At 30.4% G+C, this 13,270-nt stretch carries 15 protein-coding genes; 8 read left to right on the forward strand and 7 right to left on the reverse strand.

What is annotated here, in order from left to right; translation table 11 throughout:
• The 7 genes from ACY3JM_RS07950 to rpmB are packed head-to-tail and all read right to left on the reverse strand — an operon-like array spanning position 1 to position 4,718.
• Positions 1–312, reverse strand: a complete 312-nt coding sequence (locus tag ACY3JM_RS07950; protein WP_463083538.1) for a V-type ATP synthase subunit F — start codon at positions 310–312, stop codon at positions 1–3.
• Positions 305–1,168: a V-type ATPase subunit gene (locus ACY3JM_RS07955; RefSeq protein ID WP_463083537.1), complete on the reverse strand. Its 864-nt coding sequence runs from the start codon at positions 1,166–1,168 to the stop codon at positions 305–307. Before ACY3JM_RS07955 ends, ACY3JM_RS07950 begins: the two co-directional genes overlap by 8 nt.
• A gap of 2 nt (positions 1,169–1,170) precedes the next feature.
• Positions 1,171–1,737 (reverse strand): V-type proton ATPase subunit E, encoded by a 567-nt coding sequence (locus ACY3JM_RS07960; RefSeq protein WP_463083536.1) that lies wholly within the window; start codon positions 1,735–1,737, stop codon positions 1,171–1,173.
• Positions 1,737–2,210 (reverse strand): V-type ATP synthase subunit K, encoded by a 474-nt coding sequence (locus ACY3JM_RS07965; protein ID WP_463083535.1) that lies wholly within the window; start codon positions 2,208–2,210, stop codon positions 1,737–1,739. Before ACY3JM_RS07965 ends, ACY3JM_RS07960 begins: the two co-directional genes overlap by 1 nt.
• Before the next feature lie 5 nt (positions 2,211–2,215).
• On the reverse strand, positions 2,216–4,186 hold the full coding sequence (locus tag ACY3JM_RS07970; RefSeq protein ID WP_463083534.1) for a V-type ATP synthase subunit I: 1,971 nt from the start codon (positions 4,184–4,186) through the stop codon (positions 2,216–2,218).
• A 10-nt stretch (positions 4,187–4,196) separates the two neighbouring features.
• Positions 4,197–4,523 carry a chromosome partitioning protein gene (locus ACY3JM_RS07975; protein WP_463083533.1) on the reverse strand — a complete coding sequence of 109 codons (327 nt, stop codon included), beginning with the start codon at positions 4,521–4,523 and terminating at the stop codon, positions 4,197–4,199.
• A gap of 3 nt (positions 4,524–4,526) precedes the next feature.
• Positions 4,527–4,718, reverse strand: coding sequence for a 50S ribosomal protein L28 (gene rpmB / locus ACY3JM_RS07980; RefSeq protein ID WP_148806697.1), 192 nt, complete (start codon positions 4,716–4,718; stop codon positions 4,527–4,529).
• 108 nt (positions 4,719–4,826) lie between these two features.
• Between rpmB and ACY3JM_RS07985 the strand changes: the two genes are divergently transcribed.
• The 8 genes from ACY3JM_RS07985 (at position 4,827) to gcvH (ending at position 13,269) form a co-directional block, all read left to right on the forward strand.
• Entirely contained in the window at positions 4,827–5,645 is an 819-nt protein-coding gene (locus tag ACY3JM_RS07985; protein ID WP_463083532.1) for an MEMO1 family protein, read from the forward strand.
• Positions 5,638–6,216, forward strand: coding sequence for an aminoacyl-tRNA hydrolase (gene pth, locus ACY3JM_RS07990; RefSeq protein ID WP_463083531.1), 579 nt, complete (start codon positions 5,638–5,640; stop codon positions 6,214–6,216). The genes ACY3JM_RS07985 and pth overlap by 8 nt, the downstream gene beginning before the upstream one ends.
• Positions 6,204–9,374: a transcription-repair coupling factor gene (gene mfd / locus ACY3JM_RS07995; RefSeq protein ID WP_463111248.1), complete on the forward strand. Its 3,171-nt coding sequence runs from the start codon at positions 6,204–6,206 to the stop codon at positions 9,372–9,374. Before pth ends, mfd begins: the two co-directional genes overlap by 13 nt.
• Positions 9,375–9,439: 65 nt before the next feature.
• Positions 9,440–10,507: a peptidyl-prolyl cis-trans isomerase gene (locus ACY3JM_RS08000; RefSeq protein WP_463083529.1), complete on the forward strand. Its 1,068-nt coding sequence runs from the start codon at positions 9,440–9,442 to the stop codon at positions 10,505–10,507.
• 108 nt (positions 10,508–10,615) lie between these two features.
• Complete coding sequence (gene mazG / locus ACY3JM_RS08005) at positions 10,616–11,428, forward strand: nucleoside triphosphate pyrophosphohydrolase (protein WP_463111249.1); 813 nt, start codon at positions 10,616–10,618, stop codon at positions 11,426–11,428.
• A gap of 40 nt (positions 11,429–11,468) precedes the next feature.
• Positions 11,469–11,744 (forward strand): HU family DNA-binding protein, encoded by a 276-nt coding sequence (locus tag ACY3JM_RS08010; protein ID WP_463083527.1) that lies wholly within the window; start codon positions 11,469–11,471, stop codon positions 11,742–11,744.
• Between the two features lie 60 nt (positions 11,745–11,804).
• Positions 11,805–12,902, forward strand: coding sequence for a glycine cleavage system aminomethyltransferase GcvT (gcvT, locus tag ACY3JM_RS08015; protein ID WP_463083526.1), 1,098 nt, complete (start codon positions 11,805–11,807; stop codon positions 12,900–12,902).
• A complete protein-coding gene (gcvH, locus tag ACY3JM_RS08020) occupies positions 12,892–13,269 on the forward strand; it encodes a glycine cleavage system protein GcvH (protein ID WP_463083525.1) in 378 nt (125 codons plus the stop codon). Before gcvT ends, gcvH begins: the two co-directional genes overlap by 11 nt.
• Position 13,270: the final 1 nt, after the last annotated feature.

Consider the following 13,270-nt stretch of genomic DNA (forward strand, 5'->3'; position numbering starts at 1 on the left):
CTATCCCTCTCCTTCAGAAAGTATATCTATTCCTAAGGCTTTTTCAGCCATATCTCTTAAAATCTCTTCCCCTAATTTTCGTTGTGAAAATGTATCGGGTAAAATAAGAGGAATCTTATCTTTTACATTTTCTAAAATCTTTCCAGAAACACTTTCCAAAACTATAATCAAAGAATATTCCTTATCAGATAATCTATTAAAAACATCAAAGGCTTCTTTTTCATTTTTTACAGGAAAAACATCTACACCGTATATCTTAAATATTTCTACCAAACTTTCCAAACCTATAATAGCAATTTTACCTTCAAGCATTTGTCTTCAACAACCTTCTTTCCCAAAAAGCTTTTGGAATATTATTCTTTTTACTCTCTAAAAGGAGAATTAAATCTTCTAATTCCCACCATTTGTTATAGAAATAAAAAATAACAACTTCAGGACCACTAATCACATTTTTAAAATTCATTGTCATATAATTTAAAAGATATTTTTTAATCAAAAAGTCAAAGTCAACATTTTCAGCCTCTTTTAAAACCTCTTGATAAATCCCAGATGTTTTCTCATGAAAAGATTCAATAGAACTCAGATTTATACCATATTTTTTAAATATATCTATATTTATATTTAATCTTTGAAGTCTTGAAATAATCTTTAAAACATAAAGATCTGTCCTTAATTCCCAAAATTTCTTAATATTAGGCAAACTAAGATTTTTTGTAAGCTCTTGTGAATACTTTACTACCTCCAAATCGATATATATATTTAAGAGGTTTAAATCATTAGTATCTTGCCAAAATCTAAACGCTCTATCTAATATTCTCTTTTTTAATTGATCATAAACAGCGCCATATTTGACATCAAAGGTCCCTAAAAAATCCTGTTGTATATTACTCTTTAATAAATTCGCCCTTACATCATGAACCATTAAATCAAAAAGCATAAGATCTAAATATGGAGACTTAACAGTCATCCTTATGTTTTTAAGATCGTCGTTTAGAATTTTTATAATTCCCACATATCCTTCTAAAAGGCTCCCATAATTATTATTCCTTAAAAAATCAACTAACTCTTCTATAGAGGAATTTATTAACTGCTCCCATGTTGCTTTATCTATGAATTTAGGAAACTTAGCCTTTAAATTTGTAGATAAAAATAGATATTCTGCATACATAATTACATTTCACCACGCAATATTTTAGCAATATCAAGAATATTATTATTCACAAGCTCTTCCAAAATTGTGTCTAAGGTAAGATCTATAATCACATTTCCTTTTTCAATTATAAATCCACCCATCCCTTCAACTCTTTCTTCTCTCAGTATAAGATTAAATTCCTTTGAGAGAGTTTCAATATCCAGACTATCTTCGCCCTTTGTCAACAAAATACTACCCTCATTAATCTTTTCCCTTAATAAAATAGATCTCCATATGTCTGTATACTTATCTTTTGAAAGCTTCTTTACTCTTTTTAAAAGTTCAGATTTCAAATTGTATACAACTTCAGTCTCAATCTTAGCTGATTCAGTTAAATACTTCAGTTTAATCTGAGACGTTAAAGTCTCTTCCTCTTTCTTCAATCTATTTTCCAACTCTCTCTTAATCTGTTCCTTCCACTCTTCAAACTCTTTTTCTTTTTTTGTCACAAAATCAGTAAATTCCTTTTCCTTCTTCTCTCTTAACTCTTCAATTTTAAATTCTTTTTCTTTTTCAAGCCTTTCTAATACTTTCTCTATAGACATTAGATCTTCACTCCAAAGAATAAGAATATTATTGAGGTAATTAAAGAAAGAATAGCGTAGGTTTCAACTAAAGCAGGAATAATAATAGCCTGACCAGAAGTTTGTGGTTTTTGGGCTACCATTTGCAATGCTGCGGCACTTGCTCTACCCTGCCAAATTCCACTCACAAATTCACCAATCATAAGAGGAATACTTACAGCAAAAACCATAAGCCCCTGCTCAAGGGTTAAATTAGGGACATTACCCCCAAGAAGCCCAAGCCTCATTAAAATAAGAAATGCTCCTATAAATCCATAAAATCCTTGTGTACCAGGAAGAGCTTGTAGTATAAGAACAGTACCAAAAAGCTCTGGTTTTTCTGCTAATACTCCTCCTGCGGCCTCACCAGCAATACCAACTCCTTTACCAGAACCTGCTGCTGCAAGACCAGCACCTAAAGCAGCGCCTATAAGGGCAATTGCTAAACCCAACATACTTCTTACCTCCCATTAGATTGTTTCTTTAATTTAAAATACTTACCTTCCACTCTATAAATAGAGAACCTTCTGCCACCATCAACAAAGAACCTTCCATACATTTCTAAAAATTGCAATCTGGTAGAATGAACAAAGGCTGAAAGAGCACTTAAAACAAAATTTAATACTTGGCCGAAAACCCATACTAATGGCAACAATATAAAACCTAAAACTGGAATCCCTTTAATCATATTAGCTAGTTGTGTTATCACGAAACCAAATATTGAACCCACTAAGTTCAAAGCAAAAAGTCTTGAATAGGAAAGAATATCTCCAACAAATGAGGTCAAGCCATATCCACCTAATATTCCGTATATACTAATTAATCCCACAATAAATCTTGCTACACCCTTATTATCCCTTCCTTGAGTTAACACAAGACCTATCAAGCTTAACCAAATTAGATATTTAAATATTTGTAAGTATGGAATATTTATTTTTAGTGCATTTCCTCCAAAATATATAAGGATTGATCCTAAAAAGAGTATCCAAAGTCCAGCATCATAAAAAGCCCCTTTATAATCCTTTACCCTCCAACAAGAAATAAATCTTAAAATTAAAGCATAAAATTGAGATATTACACCAATGAGAAGTGCAATTCCTAAAGCGGTTATTAAGTCCTGACTTGGATTTATAATAGGGAATATCCCTATAAATTTACCGTCAGGACCTAAAAATATCTGATTACCAAAAAAACTCCAAGTAATTATACCAACTAAAATAGATGGGAAACTTAGAATAGTTAATAAATCCAACAATTCCTTAGTTTCATCTTCGGGTTTATAAACTTTCTTTATCCATATTGTAGAGATGAGTAAAAGAAGTCCATAACCCACATCCCCCAAACAAATACCAAAAAATAACATATAAAAAGGTACCATAAAGGGAGTAGGATCTATAAATCCATAAGGAGGAAGTCCATAAAGCTTCGTTAAAAATTCAAAGGGTTTTATAAATTTAGGATTATCTAAAAGTACAGGTGGATCCTCATCGGGTAATGGATCTCTACTCTCAAAGCCAAAATCGGTAAGTCTTTTTTTAACAATATTTAGAAATTCGTTTTTATCCTTTTTAGGTATCCAACCAGAAAAAACAGAAAAATATTTACTTCTATAAGAATACTCTTTATAACCTAACTCTCCTACCTTAGAAAGGTAATAATCATACCAGGCAAGTATGTTTTTCTTTTTAGTATATAGATCTTTAGCCTTCTCAAAAAGTTCGGAAAGTTCTTTTTTTAATTTTATTAGAAAATTACTTATCTTCTCAAGGGCAGTTTTTGGATAATGTTTTAAATAAGGGATTCTTTTATTCTCAAAATTATATTTTGTTAACAGGGATTCAAAATAGAATATTTTATCCTTAGGTATAAGGATAACTATCCTTACTTCACCGTTTATTTCAAAATACTTATACCAACTTTCCTCTAATATATCACTTGCTTCCCTCACAAACTCGGAAAAATCATCCTTTTTAAAACTTCCGCTATACAGGTTAAATCGCTTAAAGGTTCTGGGAAAATTTAATTCTGAATCCAGAAATTCCCAATATTTAGTTTCCTCATACAAAGCAGTCAAAATTTTCTCTTTTTCTTCTATTACTGAAAGCTTTTTTTCTAAACTTTTTGCTTCCTTATATAAACTTTCTAAGGAGACCTCACTCCTTAATTTTTCAAACTCTTCTTCAGAAATTTCCTCTCTACCAGCAAAAAAAGCTTCTAAAAAACCCTTTTTTTGTGGATAAAATATATTTATAATCCTTAGTATATCCTCTATTCTTGAAATTTCGTTATCATATGGGTTTCCTTTTTCTGGGGTCTCCTCATCTCCTAATTTCTCCCAATGGATACGGGGGAACTCTTTGAATATATCTCTCAATATACTCTCTTCATTCTTAGGAACAATTAACCAAAATTTCTCTACATCTAAAATCATTTTTTCTTCCTCAACCTTCTAAAAGTTTTTGGAAGAGAAAATCTAAGGCTTTAGGTAAGTTACCTTCCAATTTTTCTTTATGTTGTTTTAATTTTAAATCGTACTCTTTTGCTATCTCAGCTATCTTTCTTTCTATTTCCTCTTTTCTTACTTTCTCTATCCCTTTTATCTCCCTTAAATATTCTTGTCTCTTTTCCTCTTGTTTTAAAAGAAACTCTTCTATTTTTTTGTTAAATATAATTTCTATGTTTATTTTTTCCTTTTCTATTTGGGCTTCTAATTCTTTTTCCTTTTCATGAATATAAGAAATTACATCCTTAACTTTTTCTTCCCTCATAGCTTATACAACCTTCTGTACCTTTCCAGCCTTTAAGCATCTGGTACAAACTTTTATTGTTTTAACCTTTCCATTAACTAAAGCACGAACCTTATGAAGGTTGGGAAGCCATCTGGTTTTTGTCCTACGATGAGAATGGCTTACTTGTAAACCTACCCAAGGTCCCTTTCCACAAATCTCGCACCTTCTTGACATATTTTCATCCTCCCTTCTCTAAATATAGAATTTTAAGAAACTTTCTTTAAAACCATATTAAAACTTAGAATTTCTATTTTATTCAAAAATCGGTTATAATTATATCATATGAAAGACAGAATACCATATGTAGCAGGATACTTTTATCCTGCTGACGAAAGAGAACTAATAAGCCTTATATCCAAGTTTATTATAAAGACAGATGAAAAAATATCTGCCATAGGATGCGTTGTTCCTCATGCAGGATATATTTACTCTGGAAAAGTTGCAGGTAAAGTATATTCAAGCATAAAAATACCTAACAATGTTATAATTTTAGGTCCCAACCACAATGGCTTAGGGGCACCTGCATCAATATATAAGGAAGGTAAATGGTTAACTCCACTAGGTAAGGTAGATATAAACAACGATTTATCTGAAAAGATACTCAAACACTCTAAGTATTTAATTGAAGATCTTTATGCTCATAGATATGAACATTCTATAGAGGTTCAAATTCCCTTCTTGCAATTTTTAAACCCCAATATAAGTATAGTTCCCATCACAATAGTGGATTATAGAACCCCCATATTATATGATTTAGCAATAGCCATCTATAAAGCCATATTAGAAACTAACGATCCAATTCTTGTTATTGCAAGTTCTGACTTTTCTCATTATGAACCTCTGACCATAGCTAAGGAAAAAGATTTCTATGCTATAGAAGCCATATTAAATTTAGATGAAGAAGAATTTATGAATCGAGTAAGAGAAGAAGATATTAGTATTTGTGGATCAGGTCCTATTTTCGTAACAATAACAGTAAGTAAATATTTAGGCGCTTCAAAGGGAGTACTTATAGACTATAGTACTTCTGGAGATATCACGAAAGACTATTCAGAAGTAGTAGGATATGCAGGAATAGTTTTTCTAAAAGAAAGTGGATAGATTAGGAATAATTGGATTAGGAAATCCTGGAAAAGAATATGAAAACACACGCCATAATGTTGGTTTTATGGTAGTGGATTATTTATACGATTATTTCTCCTTTAATAAATGGGAAAAAATAGAACTAAATTTTGTTTCTGAAGGCTTTATAGAATCATCTAAAATATACCTTGTTAAGCCCCAAACATATATGAATTTAAGCGGTAAAGGAGTAAAAAATTTTCTTGATAATTATAATCTTGAACCACAAGAAATTTTAATAGTACAAGATGATTTAGATCTCAATTTAGGATCTATAAGAATTAGGTTTAATGGAAAAGATGGAGGACACAATGGAATAAAATCTATTATACAAGAAATTCAAACCTCTAATTTTTATCGCTTAAGAATTGGAATAGGAAAACCAATAGATAAAGCTGAAACAATAAATTACGTATTAGGAGAGTTTACAGAAGAAGAATGGAAAATCTTATCAAAAGTATTAAACAAAATGCCAGAAATAATTAATACTATTTTAAAGGAGGGATGGGATAAGGCTCAGAATCTTTATAATAGAAGATGGCTCTTTTAGAAAAATTTATTAGAAGTAAAGAGTTTAATAAATTAAAATATCTTATCAATGAAGGAAAAAACTTAAAAATTTTTGGGATTTATAAAGGTATATATCCTATACTACTTGAATCTTTACTTAACCTTGAAAGGCCTATTCTATGGATTACCAATAATGATGAAAATTTAACATTATGGGAAGATTTAAAAAATGAGATCGATATTTTAGAAACATTTCCTTCTTACGTTCATTTACCTTATGAAAAACCTTTAAGATCTGTACAAAAAGAAGGAAAAAGATTAAGGGTTCTTACTGATCTCTTATTAAATCCGAATCATACAGTTATAGCTTCTTTAAAATCTCTTATCTATCCATTAACCTCAAAATATAAACTCTCAAACAATTTCATAGTCTTAGAGGTAGGTAAAGAGATAGAGAGAAATCTTTTAGAAAATTTTCTTCAAAGAAATCAATATGAGAAGAATACTCAAGTAGAGAAAATAGGAGAATATAGTGTTAGAGGTGGAATTTTGGATATCTTTCCATCTTCCTCTGAATATCCTATAAGATTAGAATTTTTTGGAGATGAAATAACATCAATAAGATTTTTTAGTATCGAAGACCGAAGGTCTATAAAAAATTTAACAAAATTTATTTTAACCCCCTTATATGAATTTGATAAAAATTTAGATGAAGAAAAATATTTCTTGAAACATAACGAAGTAATAGACTATATTTTCTCCTTCTTGTCCTCCAAGACCCTGATCGTATTTGAAAATTTAGGAGAAAGTTTAGCTCTCTTAGAAAAATGGGAGGAAAAAGGAAAAGAAAATTATAATAGAAGATCATCAAAAGAAAAGTTACCACCTAATCTTTTTCTTACAAAAGAAAGATTATTAGAGAATTTAGGTAAATATCAATATTTAGATCTTCACAATTATGAACCTGACATTAATTTTACTATCTACTCTCCCCCAACATTTAAGGGTACAGGAGATTTTTTAGAAAAGACATTAAAAAGTTATAAAGAAGATGGTTGGGAAATTTACATTTCCTCTGAACATGAAGATATATTAAAAATACGCTTAAAAAACATAGATTTGAAATATTTAAGAGGAGAAAAAATAAAAGAAGGCTTTTTATGGGAAAATGAAAAAATATTGGTATTAACAGATTATGAAATTTTTGGAAAGAGAAGAAAAAGAAAAGTTATAAAAACAGAAAAAGGCTTAAAACCTAAAGATTTATCATTATTAAAAGATGGGGATTATGTAGTACATGTTAATTATGGTATAGGTATATTTAGAGGTCTCAAGAAACTAAAAATAGAAGGAATCGAGAATGAATTCATAACTATAGAATATGCAGATAAAAGCTATTTATATGTACCTTTGGAAGAGATGCATCTTATTCAAAGGTATATATCATCTTCTCAAACTCCTCCTCAGATAAGCAAACTTGGTACGAAACAATGGGAGGAAACTAAAAGAAAAGTCAAAGAATCAGCTAAAGAAATTGCTGAAGAATTGTTAAAAATATATGCTCAAAGGGAAATTTCTCAAGGTTTTGCCTTTTCTAAAGATAATTTTCTACAAAAAGAACTGGAAGCAAGTTTCCCTTATATTGAAACCGAAGATCAAATTAAAGCCCTAAACGAAATCAAAAAGGATATGGAATCGAACAAACCTATGGAAAGAGTACTTATTGGAGATGTGGGTTTTGGAAAAACAGAGCTTGCTTTAAGAGCAAGTTTTAAAGCAGTATTAGATGGAAAACAAGTGGCTATTCTTGTACCCACTACTATTTTAGCATTTCAGCATTGGAGAGTTTTTAAAGAAAGACTTGAAGTTTTTCCCGTGAATATTGAGATTTTAAGCAGATTAAAACCAAAATCGGAACAAAAAAGAATTTTGGAAAAAATTAAAAAAGGAGAAATAGATATTATTATAGGAACCCATAGAATCCTTCAAAAGGATGTTCAATTTAGAGATTTAGGACTTATCATAGTAGATGAAGAACATAGATTTGGAGTATTGCAAAAAGAACATTTTAAAAAGAAATACCCCAATGTAGACATTCTCTATCTTTCTGCAACTCCTATTCCTCGCACCCTTTCTATGATTCTTTCAGGAATAAGGCAATTTTCTATTTTAGAAACACCACCTGAAAACCGATTACCTATACAAACTTTTGTATTAGAATATAATCCTCAAATCATCCAAGAAGGGATAAGAAGAGAATTAGAAAGAGGAGGTCAAGTATATTATGTCTGCAATGATATTCCAAAACTTGAAAAAATAAGAGAATTTCTTACTCAATTAGTTCCAGAGGCCTCTTATGGTATCATTCATGGTCAAATGGCAGATGAAAAGATTACGGAAATAATGAATGATTTTTACAACGGAAAAATAGATGTGCTTATAGCTACCACAATAATCGAATCAGGAATAGATGTACCTAACGCCAATACACTTTTTGTAGAAAATGCAGAACACATGGGTCTTGCCCAGTTGTATCAACTTAGAGGTCGCATTGGACGGTCAGATAGGCAAGCTTATGCTTATTTTCTCCATGCTCCAATTAAAAAACTATCTGAAGAAAGTATAAAAAGATTGGAAGCATTAAAAGAATTTTCAAGTTTGGGGTCTGGCTTAAGACTTGCATTGCGTGATTTAGAGATAAGAGGAGCAGGTAAAATATTAGGCAAAGAACAACATGGACATATTGACTCGGTAGGATTCTACCTCTACCTACAACTTTTAGAAGAGGCCATTAAAGAATTAAAATCACAAGAAAAAGAAGAGAAAGAAAAAAATTGTAAGATAATACATCCCTTCTCTATTTCTATACCAGAAGACTATATAACCTCAAGCAGTGATCGTATCTACTATTATCAGAAACTTGCTCACTTAAAATCCCTTTCAGAATTAGATGATATTAAGAGGGAGATGGAAGATATCTATGGACCAATTCCTGAAAGTTTAAATAATCTCTTTTTGTTTTCTAAAATAAAATTCTTGGCAGAAAATATGAATATTGAAAAAATCGAAATCTCTACAAGATTAAAATTACACCCAAAAGATGGAAAAATTAAAGAGCTATCTCTTCCTCAAGGAACAATCACCAAAAAACTTGTATTTATTTATAATTTTCTAAAAGATCTCTCCAATATAAGATAAAATTGTGATATAATCGCAATCAGATTGCTTATAAAAAATCTTTACAGGATATGAGGTGAACAGCAATGAAGGGTAATAGTGTTCTAAAAATCGTATTTCTTGTATTTATTGTTCTTTTTATATTAGGCGGTGCTTTTGTTGCCTTTGTTTATCATCAGATGAAAAACTATCCCGTAATCAAAGTAAACAATATCCCCATAAGCAGACAGGAATACAAGGACAGATTAAATTTTATGAAAACCCAATATGCCATATTATACAATATTGATTTTACAACAACCGATGGACAGAAACTCTTAAGTAAGGTAAAAGAAGAAACTATAAAAGATTTAGCTCGTTGGAAGATATTACAAGAAGAGGCTAAAAAAAGAGGGATTAGTCTCTCCAACCAAGAGGTAGAACAGAGATTAAAAGAGATAGAAAAGGAATTTCCAAATACTCTTCAATTTGAGATGGCTCTTGCCCAATACGGTTTAGATAGAAATACATTTAAAGAGGAATTAAAGAAAAATCTCCTTTATAGAAAATTGATGAATGAAATTGGTAAGGATGAAAAAGTTTCAGAGGATGAAATTAAAAAATATTATAATGAAAACATAAAACTTTTTGAACATCCCAAAGAATATAAAGTGCACTTGATACTTGTAAAAGATGAGAAAAAAGCAAACCAAATATATAACGATTTAGTAAATAATAAAATAACCTTTACTGAGGCAGCTAAAAAATATTCTGAAGACACAACTACAAAGGACAAGGGTGGAGAATTAGGATTTGTTATAGAAGGAACATTACCAGAAGAAGTAGAAAAAGTAACAATAAAACTTCCAATCAATCAAATAAGTAAACCTATTAAAACACAAGATGGTTATTATATTACTAAGGTTTCAGAAATTAAAGAGGCCTATACAACACCATATTTCCAAGCAAAAGCAGAAATTGAAGAAAAACTTCTTACTGATAAAAGAGGCAAAGTCATAAACAAATGGTTAGAAGATCAATTAAACAAAGCAAAAATTGAAAAAGATTTTTCAGACAAAGATCTCTGGATAGTAATATGGAGAAAGTTAATAGAGATACAACAGTTTTTCTATAGAAAAGAGGCAAAAACACCTCTTCCAAAAACAGATGAATAGGATTTTTATGAGTTTATAGAACATAGGTAAAATCTTATTCAGAAACATTCAAGATAGAAAAATTTAGCTTGAATACTTGCTTTTTTTCAAGTTGGTGCTATAATCTTAGTGAAAATCAAATTTTTACAGATAAGAAGAAAGGCGATGAATAGAAAAGAGGATATATGTAAAGAATTTATAGAATTATATAATGTTGTTGAGAGGGTAAGAAAGGAATGCCCATGGGATCAAAAACAAACCCCTCAGTCATTGATTCCTTATCTATTAGAGGAGACCTATGAATTGATTGAAGGGTTAGAAGAAAATAATTCTGAGAAGATAAAAGAAGAGTTAGGAGATGTACTATTACATATCCTTATGCAAAGCGTTATGGGAGAGGAAGAAAAAAAATTTAGTTTTGCAGAAGTATGTAAAAATTTAAGAACCAAGTTAATAATAAGACATCCTCATGTTTTTGGAAATGTGGAAGTTAATGGAGTAAAAGATATTTTAACAAATTGGGAAAAAATTAAAAGTCAAGAAAAAGAAGAAAAAGGTATATTAAGTGGTGTACCATTGAACATGCCATCCCTTTTATCTGCCTTTAGAATTCAAGAAAAGGCTTCTCATGTAGGATTTGATTGGGAAAAGACTGAAGATATATTACCAAAACTAAAAGAGGAATTTAAAGAATTAGAAGAAACAATCACTAACAAGAATAAAGAAAAAATAGAAGAAGAAATTGGAGATATCCTTTTCACTATAGTAAATATATCGCGTCATTTAAACATAGAACCCGAAGAAGCATTACGCAAAACTAACAAGAAATTTATTAAAAGATTTGAGTTTATAGAGAAAAAGATAAAAGAGTTAGGAAAAGATTGGAAAAATCTTACCTTAAAAGAATTAAATGAACTTTGGGAACTTTCGAAAACTTCATAGACTTATGATATAAATCCATTAAGAAAGGGGGTGAATAAGGATGAAAAAGGCCGATTTCATCGCAAAGGTAGCAGAGAAGGCAAAAATCACAAAGAAAGAGGCAACTAAAGTAGTAAATGCTGTATTAGAAACTATAACCGAAGCATTATCTAAGGGGGATACAGTTCAATTTGTAGGATTTGGTACTTTCTCTGTAAGAAAGAGAGCAGCTAGAGAGGGAAGAAACCCTCGTACACAACAACCAATTAAAATACCAGCAACAAAAGTTCCTGTATTCCGTCCCGGAAAAGAGCTTCGCGAAGCAGTAAAGAAATAAATCTAAAGTCCCAGGCTGGCTAATTCCAGCCTGGGACTTATTATTTTTAGGAGTGAAAAAATGGCAAAGAGGCTATTTTTAGAGGATGAGCATAAAAAATTAAAGGCTAAGTTTTTTGAGTTTGCAAATTGGTGGATGCCCTTAGAATATGTAGGAACAGTAAAAGAACACCTTGCTGTAAGATATGAAGTAGGAATTTTTGATATATCCCACATGGGAAGAATTGTAGTTAATGGCAAAAACTCTAAAGACCTCCTTCAATATACAACTTCTAACGACATTAATAAATTACACCCAGGAAAGGCTCAGTATTCTTTAGTTTTAACCCCTCAAGGGACAATTATGGATGATATTCTCGTATATATGATTTCAGAAGAAGAATTTCTATTAATAGTAAATGCTATTAATACAGAGAAAATATTTAATTGGCTATTAGAAAATAATAAAAAGTTTAATGTCTATATTGAAGATATAACCTTTCAAACAAATCTATTAGCTATTCAGGGACCAGAAGCTGAGAAAATTGTTCAAAAATATACAAATTATCCTCTAAATAATATTCCATATTATTATTTTGTAAAGGACAAAATAATAAATAAAAATGTTATAATATCAAGAACTGGATATACAGGAGAAGACGGTTTTGAGATTGTTGTATCTATAGAGGATGTGAAAGAAATTTTTAACATCTTTATACAAGAAGAAAAAATAACACTTTGCGGGCTTGGAGCAAGGGATACCTTAAGGTTAGAAATGGGGTATCCCTTATATGGTCATGAATTAGATGAAAACACAACCCCTTGGGAAGCAAATTTAGGATGGGTTGTAAAGTTGGAAAAAGGTGAATTTATTGGAAAGGATGCTTTGATTGATAAAAGAGATAAAAAAACAAAAACCCTAAATGGATTTGAGCTTTTGGAAAATGGTATTCCGAGAGCAGGATATGAAGTCTATAGTTATGAAGAAAAAATAGGTTATGTGACAAGTGGAAATTATTCCCCTATATTGAAACGAGGAATTGGATTATTATATAATAATTCAACCCATGAAGAAGTAAGAATTAAAGCAAGAGATAAATTTTTAAAAGCTAAAATTGTCAAGCCCCCCTTTGTTAAGAATACATCTATAAAGAAAGGAGAGAAGAAAAATGTATCCTGAAAATCTTAAATATTCAAAAGAACATGAATGGGTAAAATTAGAAGGAAATATTGCAATTGTTGGTATCTCTTTTTATGCTCAAGAAGAACTTGGTGATATTGTTTACGTAGATCTACCAGAAATAGGTAAAACTGTAAAACAAAATGATGTATTAGCTGTAATTGAATCTGTAAAATCTGCTTCCGATGTATATTCACCCATATCAGGTAAGGTAATAGAAGTAAATGAAAAACTTAAAGAAAAACCAGAAATAATAAATGAAGATCCCTACAATGACGGCTGGATCGCAAAATTGGAAATTAGTGATCCTAAGGAATTAGACACACTAATGAATGCAGAGGAGTATAAAAAATTTATAGGAGCTTAAA

The sequence above is a fragment of the Dictyoglomus sp. SSW genome (genome assembly GCF_055181335.1).